The sequence below is a fragment of the Burkholderia sp. 22PA0106 genome (assembly GCF_047497155.1).
Taxonomy (GTDB): domain Bacteria; phylum Pseudomonadota; class Gammaproteobacteria; order Burkholderiales; family Burkholderiaceae; genus Burkholderia.
Window position 1 is genome coordinate 1,782,637 of the sequence record NZ_CP163163.1, and the last position, 20,972, is coordinate 1,803,608.

Annotated in this window: 8 protein-coding genes; 6 read left to right on the forward strand and 2 right to left on the reverse strand. The window is 69.4% G+C overall.

The annotated features are described in order from the left end of the window. Window positions 1-16: 16 nt before the first annotated feature. From AB4850_RS22635 to AB4850_RS22650, 4 genes are all read left to right on the forward strand, one after another. Complete coding sequence (locus AB4850_RS22635; protein ID WP_414445215.1) at window positions 17-13,393, forward strand: amino acid adenylation domain-containing protein; 13,377 nt, start codon at window positions 17-19, stop codon at window positions 13,391-13,393. Window positions 13,394-13,460: 67 nt separating this feature from the next. Next, window positions 13,461-15,086, forward strand: a complete 1,626-nt coding sequence (locus AB4850_RS22640) for a cyclic peptide export ABC transporter (RefSeq protein WP_414445216.1) — start codon at window positions 13,461-13,463, stop codon at window positions 15,084-15,086. Continuing rightward, a complete protein-coding gene (locus AB4850_RS22645) occupies window positions 15,083-15,889 on the forward strand; it encodes a thioesterase II family protein (RefSeq protein WP_414445217.1) in 807 nt (268 codons plus the stop codon). Before AB4850_RS22640 ends, AB4850_RS22645 begins: the two co-directional genes overlap by 4 nt. Before the next feature lie 18 nt (window positions 15,890-15,907). After that, on the forward strand, window positions 15,908-16,849 hold the full coding sequence (locus AB4850_RS22650; protein WP_414445218.1) for a homoserine O-succinyltransferase: 942 nt from the start codon (window positions 15,908-15,910) through the stop codon (window positions 16,847-16,849). A 164-nt stretch (window positions 16,850-17,013) separates the two neighbouring features. On the opposite strand, the gene AB4850_RS22655 is transcribed toward AB4850_RS22650, so the two are convergent. Both AB4850_RS22655 and AB4850_RS22660 read right to left on the reverse strand, forming a co-directional pair. Further along, the gene (locus AB4850_RS22655) at window positions 17,014-17,139 is read right to left on the reverse strand and encodes a hypothetical protein (RefSeq protein ID WP_414445219.1); all 126 of its coding nucleotides are present in this window, start codon (window positions 17,137-17,139) and stop codon (window positions 17,014-17,016) included. A 273-nt stretch (window positions 17,140-17,412) separates the two neighbouring features. Continuing rightward, window positions 17,413-19,113 (reverse strand): ABC transporter substrate-binding protein, encoded by a 1,701-nt coding sequence (locus tag AB4850_RS22660; RefSeq protein WP_414445220.1) that lies wholly within the window; start codon window positions 19,111-19,113, stop codon window positions 17,413-17,415. 372 nt (window positions 19,114-19,485) lie between these two features. Here AB4850_RS22660 and AB4850_RS22665 point away from each other — a divergent pair, with 372 nt between their 5' ends. Both AB4850_RS22665 and AB4850_RS22670 read left to right on the forward strand, forming a co-directional pair. Beyond that, complete coding sequence (locus AB4850_RS22665) at window positions 19,486-20,202, forward strand: glycosyltransferase (protein WP_414445221.1); 717 nt, start codon at window positions 19,486-19,488, stop codon at window positions 20,200-20,202. Beyond that, on the forward strand, window positions 20,199-20,966 hold the full coding sequence (locus tag AB4850_RS22670) for a PIG-L deacetylase family protein (protein ID WP_414445222.1): 768 nt from the start codon (window positions 20,199-20,201) through the stop codon (window positions 20,964-20,966). The genes AB4850_RS22665 and AB4850_RS22670 overlap by 4 nt, the downstream gene beginning before the upstream one ends. Window positions 20,967-20,972 lie beyond the last annotated feature (6 nt).

The following is a 20,972-nucleotide window of genomic DNA, read 5'->3' on the forward strand; positions in this document are numbered from 1 at the left end:
GGCAAGGAGCACGAGCATGGCGTTGCTGGACATTCTGCAGGAACTGCGGGAACTGAAGATCCGCGTCGAGGCCGACGACGGGCAACTGGTGCTCAAGGGCGCGACCGGCCGCATGGATGCCGGGCTGGTGGCGAGGCTCCGGCAACACAAGGCGGCCCTTCTGGAATTCCTGTCCGATCCGTCGCGCGACGCGCGCGCCGCGATTCCGCGCCGCCCCGCGCACGAGCAGGGCCGGCCGGGGCCGCTGTCGTTCGCGCAGCAGCGCCTGTGGCTGCTGGACCGGATGCAGCCCGGCAGCACGGCCTACAACATCGTCAACGCGGTGCGGCTCGACGGGCGGCTCGATCTCGACGCGCTGCAGCGCACGTTCGACGCGATCGTGGCGCGCCACGCCTCGCTGCGCACCACGTTTGCCGAACACGAGGGGCGGCCGCTCCAGCAGGTCGCGCCGCACGCCTCGGTCGAGCTGTCGCTGATCGAGGCCGCGCCGGCAGAGGGCGAAGGCAAGGGCGACGGCAAGAACGACAGCGAGGCGCGGGTGCGCGCGCTGATCGCGGCGGAAGTCGCCACGCCGTTCGATCTGCGTGCCGGGCCGCTGATGCGGGTGCGCGTGGCGCGGCTCGGCGACGCCGAACACGTGGTGGTGATCGCGCTGCATCACATCGTGTTCGACGAATGGTCGATGGGCGTGCTGCTGCAGGACATCGCGGCGCTGTACCCGGCCTTCGCGGAAGGCCGCCCGCTGCAACTCGCGCCGCCCGCCCTGGATTACCAGGATTACGCGAGCTGGCAGAGCGGCTGGCTCGGCGGCGAGGTGCTCGACCACAAGGTCGCCTACTGGGTGGAGACGCTGCAGGACGCGCCGCCGCTGCTGCCGTTGCCGCTCGATCGCGCGCGCCCGCTGACGCCGGGCTTCGACGGCGCCTCGAGCGGGGTGTTCCTCGACCAGGCCCAGTTGGCCGGCCTGCATGCGCTCGCCAGGCGCGGCAACGCCACGCTGTTCATGGTGTTGCAGGCGCTGTACGCGATTCTGCTGTCGCGCTGGTCCGGCGAGCAGGACCTGTGCGTCGGCACGCCGGTGGCCAATCGCAACGATCCCGAGCTGCACGCGCTGGTCGGCTTCTTCGTCAACATGCTGGTGATCCGCACCGAGGTGGACGGCGCGCGCAGCTTCGAGGCGCTGCTCGCGCAGGTGCGCGAGCGCGTGCTCGGGGCGCTGTCGAACCAGGATCTGCCGTTCGACTATCTGGTCGAGGTGCTGCACCCGGAACGGCACGGCACGCATGTGCCGTATCTGCAGGCGGTGCTGATCCTGCACAACGTGCCGCAGCGCACGTTCGCGTTGCCGGCGCTCACGCTGACCGCGCTCGGCACCGGGCAGCAGCCGGCCAAGTGCGATCTGGCGATGAACGTGGTGGAGGAACGCGACGGCCTCGGCGTGATGTTCGAATACAACGCCGCGCTGTTCGACGCGCCGACCATCGACCGGCTGGCACAGCGCTTTCAACGGCTCGTGACGGGCATCCTGGCCGATCCGGCGATGCCGGTGGGCGACGTGCCGTGGCTCGCGGAGGAGGATCGCCGGGAGATCGCCGAGTCGTGGCAGGGGCCGTGGCCGGTGGGGGCGGCCGAGCCGCATCCGGAACATGAACGCCAGGCGATTGCCGAATCCTGGCAAGGGCAGCGGCCGGTCACGGCCGAGCCGCATCCGGAACACGAACGCCAGGCGATCGCCGAATCCTGGCAAGGGCAGCGGCCGGCAGCAGCCGAGCCGCATCCCACGCACGATCCGCGCAATCTCGTGCAGCGGCTCGATGCCGTGGCGGCGCGGCAGCCGGCGCACCCGGCGATCGTCTGCGACGGCGAAACGATCACCTACGGCGAACTCGACGCGCACGCCAACCGGCTCGCGCACTGGCTGATCGCGCAGGGCGTGCGCGCCGACAGCCGCGTGGCGATCGGCGTCGAGCGCTCGCCGCTGGCGATCGTGGCCTTGCTGGCCGTGCTCAAGGCCGGCGGCGCCTACGTGCCGGTCGATCCGCGCCAGCCCGCCGCGCGCCTCGCGCGCATGCTGCGCGAGGCCGGCCCGGTGCTGACGCTGACGCAGCGCCGGTTCGACGCCTGGCCGGCCGACCTGCCGCGCCTGGATCTGGACGCGCCCGATGCACCCGATGCATCGTTCAACGCGGCCTGGCCCGACACCGCGCCGGACGTCGCGATCCATCCCGGGCAACTGGCCTACGTGATCTACACGTCGGGCTCGACCGGCACGCCGAAGGGCGTGGCCGTGACGCACGGCAACCTGCGGGCCTCGTTCGATGCGCGGCTGGCGTTCTACGCGCCGATCCGCCGCCACCTGCTCGCGCTGTCGATCGTGTTCGACGCGGCGGCCAGCGGGCTGTTCACCACGCTGCTGGGCGGCGGCACGCTGGTGCTGGCCAACGAGGCGCAGGCGGGCGATGCCGAGGCGCTCGCGCGGCTGGTCGACACGCATCGCTGCGACACGCTGATCGGCACGCCGGCACTGAGCGCCGAACTGCTGCGCCGGGTGTCGGACGACGCGCTCGGCTCGCTGCGCTGCCTGATCGTCGGCGGCGACGTGTTTCCGCCGACGTTGCGCGAGCTGGCCCGGCAGCGCTGCCCGCAACTGGCCGTCTACAACGAATACGGCCCCACCGAGGCGACCATCTGGGCCACGGTGCAGGCGGTCGACCTGGCCGACGACGCGCCCGGGGTGGCGCTCGGGCGGCCCATCGCCGGGATGCGCGGCTACGTGCTCGACCGGCGCGGCCACCCGGTGCCGGCCAACGTCGCCGGGGAACTCCATCTGGCCGGGCCGGCGCTCGCGCGAGGCTATTGGGGCGACGCGGCGCTCACGGCCACGCGCTTCGTGCCCGATCCGTTCGGCGCACCCGGCGAGCGCATGTACCGCACCGGCGATCTCGTGCGGGCCGGCGCGGGCGGCGCGCTCGAATTCGTCGGGCGGGCCGACCGGCAATTGAAGCTGAACGGCTATCGCATCGATCTCGGCGAGGTGGAGGCGGCGCTCGCCGCGCTGCCGGGCATGCGCGAATCGGCGGCACAGGTGCGCGGCGCGGGCAACGGCCGGCAACTGGTGGGCTATTGCGTGTTCGATGACGGCGGCGAGGGCGGTAACGAGGTCGATAGCGAGGTCGATAGCGAGGGCGGTTTCGATCCCGACGCGTTGCGCGCGCAACTGGCGCAGGCGCTGCCGGCCTACATGCTGCCGAAACATCTGATCCGCCTGGAGCGCCTGCCGCGCCACGTATCGGGCAAGCTCGATTCGCATGCGCTGCCCGAGCCGGCGACGACGGACGCCGCACACACCGCTCCGCGCTCGCCGCTCGAAGCCGCGCTGGCCGCGATCTGGGCCGAGGTGCTCGGTCGGCCCGAGGTGGGCATCCACGACGACTTCTTCCTGCTCGGCGGCCATTCGCTGCTGGCCACCCAGGTGATCAGCCGCGTGCGCGCGGCCACCGGCGTGGAGGCCTCGCTGGCTAGCCTGTTCGAAGCGCCGAGCGTCGCCGGCTTCGCGCAGCGCCTCGGCGCGGGCGCAATGCCGGACGCACCGTCGTCCACCGCGCCGACGATCCCGCGCGCCGACCGTTCGGCCCGGCTGCCGCTGTCGTTCGCGCAGCAACGGCTCTGGTTCCTCGATCAGCTCGAAAGCGACAGCGCGGCCTACAACATCTGCGAGGCGCTGACGATGCGCGGCGCGCTCGACCCCGCCGCGATGCGTACCGCGCTGAACCGGCTGGTGGCCCGCCACGAGGTGTTGCGCACCACGTTCGGCACGCACGAGGGCCAGCCCGTGCAGCAGATCGCCGCCACGCTGTCGATCGACCTGCCGGTGGTGGATCTGTCGTCGCTGGACGAAGCGCGACAGGAGCAGGAAGCGCGCGAGCTGGCCCGCCAGGAAACCGAGCGCCGCTTCGACCTCGTACGCGGCCCGCTGCTGCGCGCGAAGCTGCTGCGCCTCGATGCGCAACGCCACGTGATGCTGTTCACGCTGCACCACATCGTGTCCGACGGCTGGTCGATGGGCCTGCTCGTGAAGGAGTTCGCGGCGCTGTATGCAGCGGTGCTCGACGGCGAGCCGGACGGCCTGCCGCCGCTCGCCGTGCAATACGCGGATTTCTCGGTGTGGCAGCGCGGCTGGCTGCGCGGCGAGGTGCTCGACGCGCAGCTCGCCTACTGGACCGACGCGCTGCGCGGCGCGCCCGAGCTGCTGGCGCTGCCGACCGACCGGCCGCGGCCCGCGGTGCAGACCTATCGCGGCAGCCTGTTCGGCTTCCGCCTCGGCAAGCCGGTGCGCAGCGGCCTGCAGGCGCTCGCGCACGAGACGCGAACCACCTTGTTCATGGCGCTGAACGCGGCCTACAGCGTGCTGCTCGCGCGCTGGTCCGGGCAGGACGACATCTGCATCGGCACGCCGATCGCCAATCGCACGCTGGCCGATACGGAAGACCTGATCGGCTTCTTCGTCAACACGCTGGTGCTGCGCAACCGGATCGACCCGAAGGCCGCGTTCCGCACGCTGCTGCACCAGGTGCGCGCCACCACGCTCGGCGCGTACGCGCATCAGCACCTGCCGTTCGAGCATCTGGTGGACGTGCTGAACCAGGAGCGCTCGGTCGCCTACACGCCGCTGTTCCAGGTGCTGCTGGTGTTGCAGAACGCGCCGATGCAGGACCTGGCGCTGCCCGGCGTGGAACTCGGCTATTTCGGCAATGCCGGCGCCACCTCGAAGTTCGACCTGTCGCTGTACGTGATGGAGACGGCCGACGAGGGCCTCGCGTGCCACTTCGAGTACAACACCGACCTGTTCGACGCCGCCACCATCGAACGGCTCGCCGACAACCTGCGGGTGCTGCTCGACGGCATCTGCGCGCACCCCGACGCCGCCCTGGCCGAGTTGCCGCTGCTGCCCGAGCAGCAGCGCGAGCAGGTGCTGCACGCGTTCAACCGCACCGCGCTCGAGGTGCCGGCGCCGCTGCTGCCGCAATGCTTCGAGGCGCAGGTGCGGCGCACGCCCGATGCGGTGGCGGCGATCTGCGACGGCGAGACGCTGACCTATCGCGCGCTCAACGCACGCGCCAACCGGCTCGCGCATCGCCTGCGCGAACTCGGCGTGGGGCCGGAAACGCGCGTGGCGATCTGCCTCGATCGCTCGCTGGACCTGCTGGCCGCGCATCTGGCCGTGCTCAAGTCGGGCGGCGCCTATATTCCGTTCGATCCGATGTATCCGCCCGATCGCCTCAAATACATGATCGGGCACGGCCAGCCGCGCGTGCTGCTGACCCAGTCGCACCAGCGCCGCCACGGCAACGCGGCCGAGTGGCAGGCGATCGACCTGGACACCGGCTGGCCGGACGGCTCCGACGCCGATCCCGCGCCGCTCGCCACGGCCGAGAACCTGGCCTATGTGCTGTATACGTCCGGCTCCACCGGGCGGCCGAAGGGCGTGATGCTCCGGCATGCGAGCCTGCGCACCTTCATCGCCTGGGCGCTGCACGAATTCGACGCGGCGAGCCTGCGGCATGTGCTGGCGTCCACCTCGAACTGTTTCGATCTGTCGGTGTTCGAGATGTTCGCGCCGCTGTGCTGCGGCGGCACCGTGCATATCGCGAACACCGTGCTCGACGTGCTCGAGCATCCGGGGCGCTTCCCGGTGTCGCTGATCAATACGGTGCCGTCGGCGATCGCCGAGCTGCTGCGCCAGGACGCGATTCCGCCGTCGGTGCGCGCGCTGAACCTGGCCGGCGAGGCGCTGCCGCTGCTGCTCGCGCGCGAACTGCGCGAGGCGCTGCCCGGCACGCTGATCCGCAACCTGTACGGCCCCACCGAGGACACCACCTATTCGACCTGCTCGCGGCTCGACGCCGACGAATTGCGCCACGTCACGGTAGGCCGCCCGGTGGCCAACACCCAGGCCTATGTGCTCGACGCCGCCTGGCAGGCGGTGCCGGTGGGCGTGAGCGGCGAGCTGTACCTGGCGGGCGAGGGGCTCGCGCGCGGCTATCTGGGCCGCGCCGACCTGACGGCCGAGCGCTTCGTGCCGAACCCGTTCGGCGCGCCCGGCAGCCTCATGTACCGCACCGGCGATCTGGTGCGCTGGCGCGCCGACGGTTCGATCGACTATCTCGGCCGCATCGATCACCAGGTCAAGCTGCGCGGCTTCCGGATCGAGCTGGGCGAGGTCGAGGCGGTGCTGCAGGCCTTGCCCGACGTGCAGGACGCGATCGTGATGGCGCGCGAGGACCGGCCCGGCGAACGCTATCTGGCGGCCTATATCGTCAATCACGCGGGCGACGCGACGGGCGCGGATGGCCAGGCCGATGCCGGCGGCGAGCAGGTGGCGTTCTGGAACGAGACCTTCGATCAGATCTACGGCGAAACCGACGCGCGCGAGCATGGCCACGACGATTTCGTCGGCTGGACCAGCCGCTACGACCAGCAGCCGATTCCGCGCCACGAGATGCAGGAGTGGGTGGAGCAGGTGGTGGGCCGCATCGCGGCGCTCGCGCCGCGCCGCATCCTCGAAATCGGCTGCGGCACGGGCCTGCTGCTGCACCGCCTCGCGCCGCTCGCCGGCCACTATCACGGCACCGACCTGTCGGCGGTCGCGATCGCCAAATTGCAGGCCGAGGTGGACGGCCAGCCGGCGCTGCGCGAGCGGGTGACGCTGCAACAGGGGGCCGCCGACGCGGCATCAGCGCTGGCCGCCGGGCAGGCGTTCGATACGGTGGTGATCAATTCGGTCGCCCAGTATTTCCCGAACGCGGACTACCTCGGGCAGGTGATCGAATCGGCGCTGGCCGCGCTGCCCGAGGGCGGCCGGGTGTTCCTCGGCGACTTGCGCCACGCGGGGCAGCTCGACCTGTTCCTCGCCTCGGTGGAGCTGTTCAACGCGCCCGGCTCGATGCTCGCGTCGGAACTGCGCGAGGCGATCGAACTCGGCGCGCGGCGCGAGGCCGAACTGCTGGTCGATCCGAACTACTTCTTCGCGCTCGCGCAGCGCATGCCGCGCATCCGCCACGTGCAGGTGCTGGCCAAGGCCGGGCAGACGAAAAACGAGCTGACGCAGTTCCGTTACGACGCAATCCTGACGATCGATCGCGAGGCGGCCGCCGAGCCGGCCCCGCTCGGCTCGCAGGTGGCCTGGCAGGACTGGGCGTCGCTGCGGCAGAGCGGCGAGACCGGCGAAGCCGTGGCGGCGCGCCTCGTGCAGGCGGCCTCGGCGCGCTGCGTGGCGGTGCGCGACATTCCCGACGCGGATCTGGCGCTGCCGCATGCCGTGCTCCAGGCGCTGCGCGGCCTGTCGGCCGCCGGCACGCTCGGCGCGCTGCTCGCGGAACTCGACCCCGCCGCGAACGGGCCGCTCGATCGCCGGCTGCTGCAACGGCTGTGCGAAGCGGCCGGCTGTTCGCTGTGGATGGCGCCGGCCGCCGGCGACCAGGGCCGGTTCCACGCGGTGATCTCGCGCGAGCCCGTCACGGTGGACTGGCGCGATGTGTTCGCGGCCGGTGGCGGCCACCCCGGCCGCCACGTCCGGGCGCTGTCGCCGCTGCGCGACGAACTGAGCTATCAGCGCACGCTGCAACGCCATTTGCGCACCGTGCTGCCGGACTACATGGTGCCGTCGCACTTCGTGCTGCTCGATCGCTTTCCGCTCAACGCGAACGGCAAGGTGGACCGCAAGCTGCTGCGGCCGCCCGAGCTCGGCATGCCGGGCGGCGGCGGCGCGCCGGCCACCGGCACCCCGACCGGGGAAATTCTCGGCGGCATCTGGTGCGAGCTGCTGAACCTGCCGGGCGTGGCCGCCGACGACAACTTCTTCTCGCTGGGCGGCCACTCGCTGCTGGCCACGCGCGTGATCTCGCGCATCCGCCAGGCGTTCGGCGTGGAGCTGTCGCTGCGCGTGTTCTTCGAGGCGCCCACGCTCGCGGCGCTGTCGCGTCATGTCGATGCGGCGCGCAGCCGCGCCGAGGGCATGGACGCGCCGCCGATCGTGCAGGTGGCGCGCGACCGGCCTGCGCCGCTGTCGTTCGCGCAGAAGCGCCTGTGGTTCCTCGACCGCTTCGAACCGGGCAGCGCGTCGTACAACATGCCGTCCGCGCTGCGGCTGACCGGCGAACTCGACGTCACCGCGCTGCGCATGGCGCTGGACCGGATCGTCGAGCGTCACGAGGTGCTGCGCACGCGTTTCGAGGTGGTGGACGGCGAGCCGGTGCAGCGCGTGGAGCCGCATGCGCGCTTCGCGCTGGCGCGGCACGACCTGAGCGGCATGGCGGATCGGGACGCGCGCGAAGCGGCCGCCCGGCAGCAGGTGCAGGCCGAAGCGGGCGAACCGTTCGACCTGGCCGCCGGGCCGCTGGTGCGCGGGCGGCTGCTGCGCCTCGGCGACCAGGAGCATGTGCTGCTGGCCACGATGCACCACATCGCGAGCGACGGCTGGTCGATGGGGGTGCTGGTGCGCGAATTCGGCGAGTTGTATCGCGCCTTCAGCCAGGGGCAGGCCGATCCGCTTGCGCCATTGGCGATCCAGTACGCCGATTACGCCGCCTGGCAGCGCGGCTGGATGACCGAGGACGTGCTCGCGCGGCAACTGGCCTACTGGCGCGACGCGCTGCAAGGCGCCCCCGAACTGCTCACGCTGCCGACCGACCGGCCCCGGCCGGCGATGCAGCGGCATCGTGGCGCGGTGGTGCCGCTGCACTGGCCGGCTGCGCTGAACCAGGACTTGAAGGCCCTGAGCCAGCGCGCGGGCGCAAGCCTGTTCATGACGCTCGCGGCGGCGCTCGGCGTGGTGCTCGGGCGTCACGCCGGCCAGACCGACGTGTGCATCGGCTTGCCGATCGCGAACCGCCATCACGCGGAGATCGAACCGCTGATCGGATTCTTCGTCAACACGCTGACGCTGCGCGTGCGCGCCGAACCGGCGCTGCCGTTCGACGCGCTGCTCGCGCAGGTGCGGTCCGACGCGTTGCAGGCCTATACGTTCCAGGATCTGCCGTTCGAACAGGTGGTCGATGCGCTGAACCCGGGCCGCACCACCAGCCACGCGCCGATCTATCAGGTGTCGTTCAACATGCAGAACGCACCGTCGGGCTCGCTGGAACTGCCGGGGCTGACGATCGGCATGATGAACACCCACAGCGCGACGGTGAAGCTCGATCTGTCGATCCATTTGCAGGAGATCGATGGGCAGATCGTGGGCGCGGTGGAATACGACACCGATCTGTTCGACCGGGCCACGATCGAACGCCTGTTCGCGCATTACGAGGTGCTGCTGCGCGCGGTGGCGGAGGCGCCCGATACGCCGGTCGGCCGGCTCGCGCTGCTGCCGGTGCAGGAACGGCAGCAGATGCTGCTCGAATGGAACGATACCGGGTCAATGCGTGGCTCGATGCGCGATCCGGTTCGTCATGTGCATGGCGTGTTCGAAGCGCAAGTCGATCGCACGCCGGATGCCGTGGCGCTGGTGTTCGGGGATGAAGCGCTGACGTACGCGCAACTCGATGCCCGCGCCAACCAGATGGCGCATCGCCTGCGGGCGATGGGCGTGCAGCCGGAAACGCCGGTGGCGATCTGCCTCGATCGCTCGATCGAGTTGGTGGTGGCGGTGCTGGCCGTGCTGAAGGCGGGCGGGGCCTATGCGCCGCTCGATCCTTCCCAACCGTCGGACCGTTTGGCGTGGATTGTCGAGGATGCGGCGCTGCCATTGCTCATCACAACCTCGGCGCTGTCCGACCATGTGCCCGGTTTGATGCTGTTCCGCCTGCTGGTGGACGAGCACGCGGCGGCAATCGCTTCGCAGCCTACCGAACGCCTCGGATTGGACGTGCATCCTCAGCGCTTGGCCTACGTGATCTACACGTCGGGGTCCACAGGCCAGCCGAAGGGCGCGCAACTGACGCACGAAGGCTTGCTGAACCTCGCTCACGCGCAATCGAAGCTGTTCGGCGTGCAGCCGGGCGAACGCGTGCTGCAATTCGCGGCGTTCGGCTTCGACGCCTCGACGTGGGAAATCTTCATGGCCCTGAGCGCAGGCGCGACGCTGTGCCTGGCTCCCCGCGATCAACTGATGCCGGGGTTGACGCTCGAAGCGACCATCGCACGCCTGGGCGTGCAGGTCGCGACGCTGCCGCCGGTGGTGCTGGCCGCCAGTTCTCCCGAATCGATGCCGACGCTGCACACATTGATCAGCGCGGGCGAGGCTTGCTCGCAGGAACTGGTCGCGCAGTGGTCGCAAGGACGGCGCTTCTTCAACGCCTACGGCCCGACCGAAGTGACGGTGTGCGCCACAGCCTACGAAGTGTCGGGCGCGCTGCTGCAAGCACCGCCGATCGGCAAGCCGGTCGCGAACGCGCAGGCGTACGTGCTGGACGGCTCATTTGAGCCGGTTCCCATCGGCGTATCGGGTGAGCTATTCGTGGCGGGCGCAGGACTCGCGCGCGGCTATCGCGGGCGGGCCGACCTCACAGCCGAGCGCTTCGTACCGAACCCATATGGCGAGCCAGGAAGCCGGATGTACCGCACCGGCGATCTGGTGCGCTGGCTGGCCGATGGCAATCTGGAATACCTGGGCCGGATCGACCATCAGGTCAAGATCCGCGGCTTCCGCATCGAACTGGGCGAGGTGGAAGCCGCACTGCGCGCATTGCCGCAAGTGCGCGACGCCGCCGTGCTCATGCAGGCGGACGATGCCGGCGAGAAGCGCCTGGTGGCCTATCTCGTCGAGCAGGACGCGAACGAACTCGATCACGTCGACCGCTGGCAGCAGACGTTCGAGGAAACCTACGCCGAGCACGCGCCCGACGACGACGCGTTCGACATCCAGGGCTGGACCAGCAGCTACGACCACGAGCCGATCCCGGCCACGCAGATGCGCGAATGGGTCGATCAGACGGTGGCGCGGATCGCGGCGCTGCAGCCGCGCTCGCTGCTCGAAATCGGTTGCGGCAGCGGCCTGCTGCTGCACCGGCTGGCGTCGCAGTGCGAGCGCTATCACGGCACCGATTTCTCGGCCGCCGCGCTGACCCAGTTGCAGCGCTCGGTGGCGGGCCGCTTCGACGGCTGCGCCGTGAGCCTCCAGCATGCCGAGGCCAGCGACGCGTCGGTGCTCGATCACGGCCCGTTCGACACCGTGGTGGTGAACTCCGTCGCGCAGTATTTCCCCGACGAGGCGTATTTCCGCGAGGTGGTGGAGCGCAGCGTGCATGCGGTGGGGGCGCACGGCACGGTGTTTCTCGGCGACATCCGCCACTGCGGCCTGTTGCCGGTGTTTCACGCCTCGCTCGAAAAGTACGGGCAGCGCGGCGATCTGCGGCTGTCGCAACTCGCGCCGCGCGTCGCGCAGCGCGCGGCCAACGAATCCGAACTGACCGTCGATCCGGCCTGGTTCCTCGCCTTGCAACAGCGGTTGCCGACCATCGGCCACATCGACATCCAGTCGAAAGGGCGGCGCGTGCACAACGAGATGACGGACTACCGCTACGACGTGGTGATCCGGGTCGGCCACGCCGCCACCGCGCCGAGCGGCGGCCTGCGCTTCGATGCGTGGGACGGCGCACCGCTGCCGCTGATCGAGCAACGGCTGAAAGCGCATTTCGACTCGCATGGTGAGCACGAGGAGCACGGCGATGCGCCGCCGTTCGAGCAACGGCCGAAAGCGCATTTCGACTCGCACGGTGAGCACCGCGATGCGCCGCCGTTCGCGCTGGGCGGCATCGCCGACGCCGCGCTGGCCGCCGATATCGCCGTGCATCGCGCGCTCGGCACGGACCTGACGCTCGACGCGGTGCTCGAAAGCGTCGCGCCGGCCGTCGATCGCCACGCGATGCGCGCGCTGTGCGAATCGCTCGGCCTGCACGTCGCCATGGCGCCCGCCAGCGGCGATCGCGGCACGTTCCACGCGGTGGTGTCGCGCGCGCCGCTGGCCGTCGATTGGCGCGCGGCCGAAGGCGCGGCCGCGCCGGCGCGGCTCGTCAATCAGCCGGCGCAGTTGAAGGTGGCCGGGCTCGACGTGCTCCAGGTGCAACGCAGCCTGCGCCAGAGCCTGCCCGACTACATGGTGCCGGCACAACTGTGCGTGCTCGACAAACTGCCGGTCACGCCGAACGGCAAGGTCGATCGCCGCGCGCTGCCGGCCATCGATTTCAGCCGCAACGCCGCGTCGTACACCGCGCCCGGCACGCCGGCCGAAACCTTGCTGTGCGCGCTGTGGGCCGAGGCGCTGAAGGTCGATCGGGTGGGGATTCACGACAACTTCTTCACGATGGGCGGCCACTCGCTGCTGGCGATCCAATTGGTGTCGCGCATCAACCACGCGTTCGGCGTGGAGCTGCCGCTGTCCAACCTGTTCAGCGACCCGACGCCCGCGGAACTCGCGAAGTGGCTCGCGGCGCCGGTGGTCGAGCGCGGCCTCGTGCTGCCGCTGCGGCCCGGCACGGCCGGCGACGGGGAGGGCGGCAGGGCAGGCGACGGCGCCCCCCCGCTGTTCCTGCTGCATCCGGCGAACGGCGAGGTGCTCGTCTATGCGGAGCTGGCCAACGCGATGACGGGGCCGCAGCCCGTGTACGGCATCCGCTCGCCGAAGGCGGCCGGCGTGGAGCTGGCCGACCGCGATCTGGCCGGGCTCTGCTCGGCCTACGCCGACGACATCGAGCGGTTCCAGCCCGCGGGCGAGGTGCGCCTGTCCGGCTGGTCGCTGGGCGGCACGCTGGCGTTGAGCGTCGCGGCGGAGCTGGAGCGGCGCGGGCGCACGGTGGCGGGCGTGATCCTGCTCGATACCTGGCTCAATGAACGCCACGAACGCAAACAGCAGACGGAGGCGGAGGCGGAGGCCGCCGAATTCACGTTCGTCGGCTTCGTCGGCTACATCCTGGCGTTCTCCGAGGACGATCCGCTGATTCGCGACCAACCCGAGCTGCATGTCTCGCTCGGCAACCTGCGGGCCGCCGTGTCGAAGCTCGGCGCCGACGCCGTGGCCGACGCGCTGCAAGGCGACCCGCGCGCCTTCCTCGAATCCCAAGGCATTTCCGACGAGGCTTATCACACCATGACCGGCTATTTCGAAACGGTGCGCGATGCGTACACGCTCACCGTCAACTTCGTGCCACCGGTGCTCGATGCGCCGATCCACACGCTCTGGGCGGTCGATTCGCTCGCCACCGGCATCGATCCCGATTGCTGGGCGCCGTACACGCGCAATCTGCCGGACAGCCACAGCCGGCGGCTGCCCGGCCGGCACATCGATTTCGTGATGGGCGAGAATGCCGCGGCGATCGCGGCGGTACTGGACGCCTGGCTCGGCGACGCCGGGCCGCATGCGCCGCAGCGCAACCGGGGAGAAATGGCATGGTCCTGAGCAGACACGCGTTGCAAGCATCGACCGACATGAGCGAGGCAAGCGGGGCACGGGCCGGGACGGTGCCATGCTGAAACTCATTGCACGGCTGTATCGCCAATCCTGGCCGCTGCTCACCGTCGTCATCGCCGGCGGCATCGTGAGCGGCCTGAGCAGCGCCGCGCTGGTGGCGATCATCGGGCGGGTGATCGAACAGCACGACGCCACCGGCGCGCTCGCGCTGTCGTTCGCCGGCCTGTGCGTGCTGCAACTGGCGAGCAAGGCCGCCTCGGAGCTGGCACTGCTGCAGATCTCGCAATCGATGATCTTCAAGCTGCGCATCTCGCTGAGCCGCAAGCTGCTCGCCACGCCGCTGCGCAAGCTGCAATCGATGGGGCCGGCGGCGCTGCTCGCGATCCTGACGGAGGATCTCAGCACGTTCGCCACCTGCTCGCAGTTGCTGCCGATCCTGTTCGGCAACGCCATCGTGCTGCTGGCGTGCCTCGGCTACATCGCGTGGCTGTCGTGGCAGAGCTTTCTGGCGCTGGTGCTGTTCCTGGTGGCGGGCTCGGCGTTCTTCACGTTCGCGCAGCGCGGGCCGGCGCGGCGCTTCGTGGAGGCGCGCGAGCAGACCGACGTGCTGTTCCGCGATTTTCGCAGCCTGGTGGAAGGCGCCAAGGAGCTGCAACTGAACCAGCGGCGTGCCCATCACTTCATCAAGGACGTGCTGGAACCGGGCGCCGACAAGCTGCGCCGCGCGTTCTTCGCGGGGATGGCCGGCTACACCTGGGTGTCGAACCTCGGCTCGATGCAGTTCTTCATCGCGCTCGGGATTCTCGTGTTCGGCGTGTCGCACTGGTTTCCGCAGAGTTCGCCCACCTTGCCGATGGTCGCGCTGATGCTGCTCTACCTGGTGGAGCCGGTCGGCGCGCTGCTGACCGCCATGCCCACGCTGCAACGCGGCGCGGTGGCGCTGAACAAGGCGCAGGCCCTCAGCGATTCGCTCGACGATTCCACGCCTGCGCCCGCGTTGGCGGAAGCCGACGCGTCGCCGTTCGCGGGCGGCCCGGCGTCGCTGGTGCTGTCGGACGTGCGCTACGTGCACCACGACGGCGAGCGCGGCTTCGCCGTCGGGCCGCTGAACCTGGAGATTCCGCTCGGCCGGATCAGCTATATCGTGGGGCCGAACGGCAGCGGCAAGACCACCCTCGCGATGCTGCTGCTCGGCCTGTACTCGGTGGAGCAGGGCCGCCTCACGCTGCACGGCGTGGACGTCACGCCCGACAATCTGGTGCATTACCGCAACCAGTTCACGGCGGTGTTCGCCGATTTCCATCTGTTCGAACGCCTGCTCGAACCGGTGACCGCCGACACCGCCCCGCGCGTGCGGCATTACCTGAGCCGGCTCGAGATCGACCACAAGGTGAGCTTCGAGGACGGGCGCTTTTCCACGCTGTCGCTGTCCACCGGCCAGCGCAAGCGGCTCACGCTGCTGGTGTCGTATCTGGAGGACCGCGCCATCTATCTGTTCGACGAGTGGGCCTCCGACCAGGACCCGGTGTTCAAGCGCGTGTTCTACACCGAGCTGCTGCCGGAGTTGCGCGCACGCGGCAAGACCGTCATCGTGATCACGCATGACGACCAGTACTACCACCACGCCGATCATCTCTTCCATCTGGTGGATGGAAGCTCTCGCACGAGTCCCGACGCATGAATCACGAACCGACCACACTTCGCCCCGGCACGCCACGCACCGCCGGAACCAACCCGTGGCTGATGCGCTTCGGGCCGCCCGACGCGGGCCGCCGCCTGCGCCTCTATTGCTTTTCCTACGCGGGCGGCAGCGCCACGATCTACCAGCCGTGGCGCGCCGAGCTCGATGCCGGGATCGAACTGTGCGCCGTGCAGTTGCCCGCGCGCGGCATGCGCCTGGCCGAGCCCGCGGAGCGCGACCTGGCCGCGCTGGTGCGACGGCTGTCGGACGTGATCGCCACGCAGGACGCCGGGCCGTTCGCGTTCTTCGGGCACAGCCTCGGCGCGCTGCTGGCGTTCGAGCTGACGCGGCACCTGCAACGCTCGCGCTTGCCGCTGCCGGCCAAGCTGATCGTGTCGGGCTGCGCGTCGCCGCAGTTGCGCGAGCCGGTGGAGGCGCTCGACGAGCACGACGACGACAAGATGATCGAGCGCCTGACGCGCTACAACGGCACCCCGGCCGAGGTGTTGCAGCACGCGGAGCTGATGCGCCTGATGGCGCCGGCGATCCGCGCCGATTTCGCGTTGGTGGCGCATTACGTCTACGAAGGCGGCGCGCCGCTCGAGGTGCCGATCACCGCGTTCGCCGGGCGCGCCGACGACCAGACCTCGCCCGAAAAGATCGACGGCTGGGGGCGCGAAACGCAGGCTGCCTTCGCGCAGCACTGGTTCGACGGCGACCATTTCTTCATTCGTCCGCAGATGGAGAAGGTGATCCTGCAACTGAACGCCGAGTTGAGCGCGACCGCGCTGCGCGCGCGATAACCATCGAGGAGAACGACCATGCCCCTGAAGATCCCCAACGACTTGCCCGCCGTGAGCGCGCTCGAAGCCGAAGGCGTCAGCCTCATCCGCGAGTCCGACGCCGTGCGCCAGAACATCCGCCCGCTGCGCATCGGCCTGCTCAACCTGATGCCGAACAAGATCCGCACCGAAACGCAGATCGCGCGCCTGCTCGCGCCCACGCCGCTGCAGGTCGAGCTATCGCTGATCCGTATCACCGATCACGGCTCGCGCAACACCTCGGAAGGCCATCTGAGCGCGTTCTACCGCCCGTGGGCCGATGTCCGCACGGAGAAGTTCGACGGCTTCGTGATCACCGGCGCGCCGCTGGGCATGCTGAAGTACGAGGAGGTGCGGTACTGGGAGGAACTGACCGAGATCTTCGAATGGACGCAGACCCACGTTCATTCCACGCTGAACCTCTGCTGGGCGGCGCAGGCCTCGCTTTACCACTTCTACGGCATTCCCACCCGGCTCCTGCCGAAGAAGGCGTTCGGCGTGTTCCCGCATCTGAACCGCGTGCCGAACTCGCCCTACCTGCGCGGTTTCGCCGATAACTGCGTCGCGCCGATCTCGCGGCGCACCGAGATCAGGCAGGAGGATTTCCCGCCCGGGTCCGACATTCGCGTGCTGCTCGATTCGCCGGAGGCGGGGCTGTGCATGCTGGAGGATCGCAAGCACCGCTCGCTCTGCATGTTCAGCCACATCGAATACGACGCGGACACGCTGCGCGAGGAGTACGTGCGGGACGTGGCCAAGAACCTCGCGCCGGCGGTGCCGTTCGACTATTTCCCCGGCGACGATCCCGAGCGCGCGCCGCTCAACCGATGGAAAAGCCATGCGTATCTGCTGTTCGCGAACTGGCTCGGCGAGATCTATCAGACCACGCCGTATGAAATCGATCTGATCGGCAGGGAGTCGCACGAGACGTTGCGGGTTTGAAAACGTGCGGGCGGGATGAAGCGAATCACGGGCGAGGGCCGTTGCGGCTCGGCGCCCGGTTCGATCAATGGAAAACGTGAATCAATGTGCAATGACGGCAGTGATTGCGACGGTAAATATTAAACAAATGCCGTTCGGCTTTATTCAAAGAATTAGGCCCATTCTTATGGGTTGACATTGATATGACCGCATTGCGAACAGGCGGCTTCCGCGCGGGCGATCGGGCGGGTATCCATGATGAAGTTGTCCGCGTCGCACTGCTCGCACACCACCATCAGGCCGTTGAACACGGTCTGGCAATCCCAGCATCTCAATTGATAGACTTCCGATGGCGCCAATACTTCCCAGCTTCCATTCAACGGCTTTTGGCAAGTCGGACAGGAAAAGCAGAGGGTGGAGAGTAAATGTGCCATTTGAGGAAAAGTGAGAATTGGGTTGAATGGCCGATTATTTTCATCACTGCTTCGCGGATGGTGCACCGGGGTGATGCGTGTGTCAACGCTGCCCCGATTGTTTATCGCTCGCGACTTTCCGGTTCATTCCCATCACCCCGCATCGCCCCCTCACACGTTATCGAACCCGACCTCCGCGAAATTGCTCTGCGAGTGGTCATAGGTATCCGCAACATTGCGCAGATGCTTGTCCCACACGCCGAACCAGCGGAATTCGAACAGGTAGAGTTGCGGCAAATCGCGCTGCACGAGCCGCTGCAACTGCGCATACAGCGCGACGCGCTTCGCCAGATCCGTCTCGACCTGCGCGGCCTCGATCACGCGATCCGTCTCCGCGCTCGCATAGCCGGCCGCGTTCTGCCACGCGACGCCGCGCACCGCGGCCTTCGACCAGAAATACTGCTCGACGCCGATCTGCGGGTCCTGCCAGTTCACGCCCCACGAGCTGACCAGATCGAACGTGTAGTCGGTGAACACGTTCTTGGTCCACGCGGCCAAGTCGAACGCACGCAGCGTCACGTCGATGCCGACCGCGCGCAGCGCCTGCCGCACGAATTCGCCGGTGCGCTGATAGTCGTCGCCGTACGGGATGAAATCGTGATTGATCCTGAAGCGCCAGCCATCGGCCTTGCGCGGATAGCCGGCCTCGTCGAGCAGAGACTCGGCGGCCTTGCGATCGAACGCGTATTGCGGCGTATCCGCCGTGTAGAACGTTTTCAGCAGTGACGATACCGGGCCGGTCGCCGGCTTGGCGTAGCCGCGCCACACGGTATTGACCAGCGCCGCGCGGTTGATCGCGTGCAGGATCGCCTGACGCACCTTCAGGTTGCCGAGGATCGGGTGGCGCAGGTTCGGGATCAGCCAGAAGTTCGCCGCGAAGCCGTTGTAGCCGGCGCGGCTCACCACCAGCGACGGCGATTGCGCGAGACGGTCCGCGTCCGAGAACGTGACCGGGTTGCGCTCGCCGTACTTCACCGAGCCGGTTTCGAGCCCGACGGCGCGCGCGCCGGCGTCGGGCACGATCTTCCACGTGATGCCGTCGAGATACGGCCCGTTCTCGCGCCAGTAATGCGCGAAGCGGGTCAGCTGGATATCGCTGCCGCGCTGCCAGCTCTTGAACACGAACGGCCCGGTGCCGACCGGGCGGTTGTTGTACGGGTTGTTCAGGATGTCGGTGCCTTCGTACAGATGGCGCGGCAGGATCGGCGCGGCAATCGCATCGAGCGCGTTGATGATGACCGGCGACGGCTTCGACAGGCGCAGGATCGCCGTGTGGCTGTCGGGCGTGTCGACGCGCGTCAGGTATTGGAACAGGCGCCGCGCGACCGGCGCGTACTGCTTCCAGATCACCTCGCCGGAATACTTGACGTCCGCGGCGGTGAACGGCTTGCCGTCGTGCCACTGCACGCCTTGCCGCAGCCGGATGGTCCAGCTCAGGCCGTCGGCGGACGGCGTGACGCTTTCGGCAAGCTGCGGGCGCGGCTTCAGGTCCGCGCCGTAATCGAGCAGCCCGTCGAAGATCTTGCTGGCGACCGCGCGGCCGGGCGTGGACGTATTCAAGAAGATCGCCAGCGTCGGCGGCTCGGGCGTGACCACCGCGTCGAGCACGCCGCCGCGACGCGGTGCGGCGCCGCCGCTGCTTGCGCCCGGATCGGCATCGGTCAGCGCGAACGCGTCGGCCGCGGGCCAGCCGCCGAGCGCGAGCAGCGCGCCCGTCAGGCCGAAGAAACGGCGGCGCGACAGCGCGTGGCCGTCGCTGTCGGTCGAATCGGGTTGGCGATCTTCGGCGCTGCTCGCGGGCGTCTGAACCATGGTGCGACTCCTGGCGGAAACGAAACGCGCGGCCCCTTGCCGCGCGAGGCGGCTCATTATGGCGGCAGTTTGCGGCACGACTTTGCGGCATTTCTCGAATGCTTATGAGGCGTTGAATCAGGCGTCGAGCGCGTGACGGACCGTGCCCGAGGCGGGGATCGGACGGGCAGGCGCGATGGCGTGAGCGGGGTGTTTCACCGGCCTTCGCGCGGCGACCGGTTCGGCGTTGAACGCGCGATATTGCAAACCCTGTAAAAAATCGCGTCGGCCCTTACCCAAACGACGCCCCGCGACGCCCCGGTGTGTCGATCCCGCACCGGGCATCCGATTTGCGTCTCGATCAGGATCGATTGCTTTCGCAAAGGACCCGCCATGATTGGTGTCGTGATTCCCGCCCATAACGAGGCGCACCGGCTTGCGTCATGCCTGTCGAGCGTCCTGGCGGCGGCGCGCCACCCCGCGCTCGCGCACGAGCCGGTGCAGGTAATGGTCGTGCTCGACAGTTGCCGCGACGGCTCGGCGCGAATCGCGGCCGGCTTCGGCGTGGCGACCTTGGCGGTGCACGCGCGCAACGTCGGTGTGGCGCGGGCGGCCGGCGCCGATCGGCTGCTGGAGGCGGGCGCGCGCTGGCTCGCCTTTACCGACGCGGACAGCCGCGTCGCGCCGGACTGGCTGGCCGCGCAACTGGCGCTGGGCGCGGACGCCGTGTGCGGGACGGTGAGCATCGACGATTGGCGGGGCCACCCGGCCAGCGTGCGCGAGCACTGGCGGCGCACCTATCGCGATACGGAAGGCCATCGCCACGTCCATGGCGCGAACCTCGGCGTCAGCGCACAGGCTTACCGGCGTGCCGGCGGGTTTCCGCCGCTGGCCTGCAGCGAGGATGTCATGCTGGTCGATCTGCTGGCCGCAACCGGGGCGTCGATTGCCTGGAGCGCCACGCCGCGCGTGGTAACCAGCGCGCGGCGCGATCCGCGTGCGCGCGGCGGCTTCGGCGACACGCTCGGCGCCTGGGCGCGGGTCCCGTTGCGATCCGCGGATGAAGCGGAGCCGGACGGGCTGGCGGGCGTCGCGCCAGTCGCGTCATGAAGCCGGTGATGCGGCCGGTGATGCAGGATTGCGCCGCGCCGGAATCGAACGCGGCGCTTTCCGCCCGGCCGCCGAGCCATGACGACGCGCACGCGCCGCTGTTCGTCGTCTCCCCCCATCTCGACGACGCGGTGTTCGGTTGCGCAGCCTTGCTCGCGACCCGGCCCGGCGCAATCGTGTGCACGGTGTTCGCCGGCACGCCGGCATCGCCGCAGCGCCGCCCCTGGGATCAGGCGGCCGGCTTCGCGCATTCCACCGCCGCGATGGCCGGGCGCTTGCACGAGGACGCGCAGGCGTTGGCCTGCTGCGGCGCGCGCGGCGTTCATCTCGCGTTCCTCGACGATCAATACGGCGCGTCGCCCGATGTTCCGACGTTGGCCCGCGCCCTGGCGGAGCAACTGGCGCTGTCGCCCGGCGTCGTGCCGCTGCTGCCGCTCGGCTTGCGGCATCCCGATCACCGGCGCGTGGCCGAGGCATGGCGTTACCTGCGGCGCACGGGTCGGCTCGGGGCCTGTCTCGTCTACGAAGAGGCGATTCATCGGAACGCGCATGGCGAGGTCGAGCACTGCCTCGATGCGCTACGACGCTCGGGCGCACGGATCACGCCGCTCGATGGCGGCTGGTGCCCGGATCGCGAGGGAGATCGGGCACGCGACGTCAAGCGACGCGCCGTGGCGGCCTACGCCAGTCAGTTGCGGGCGTTCGGCAGCGGCCCGCTCGGCGATCTCGATCGTCCCGAGCGGTACTGGCGTGTCGATGGGTGACGCGTT

Bases quoted from the DNA above. Each gene is read 5' to 3' on its own strand.
- AB4850_RS22635 (WP_414445215.1), top strand. From the start codon at position 17: ATGGCGTTGCTGGACATTCTGCAGGAACTGCGGGAACTGAAGATCCGC.
- AB4850_RS22640 (WP_414445216.1), top strand. From the start codon at position 13,461: ATGCTGAAACTCATTGCACGGCTGTATCGCCAATCCTGGCCGCTGCTC.
- AB4850_RS22645 (WP_414445217.1), top strand. From the start codon at position 15,083: ATGAATCACGAACCGACCACACTTCGCCCCGGCACGCCACGCACCGCC.
- AB4850_RS22650 (WP_414445218.1), top strand. From the start codon at position 15,908: ATGCCCCTGAAGATCCCCAACGACTTGCCCGCCGTGAGCGCGCTCGAA.
- AB4850_RS22660 (WP_414445220.1), bottom strand. From the start codon at position 19,113: ATGGTTCAGACGCCCGCGAGCAGCGCCGAAGATCGCCAACCCGATTCG.
- AB4850_RS22665 (WP_414445221.1), top strand. From the start codon at position 19,486: ATGATTGGTGTCGTGATTCCCGCCCATAACGAGGCGCACCGGCTTGCG.
- AB4850_RS22670 (WP_414445222.1), top strand. From the start codon at position 20,199: ATGAAGCCGGTGATGCGGCCGGTGATGCAGGATTGCGCCGCGCCGGAA.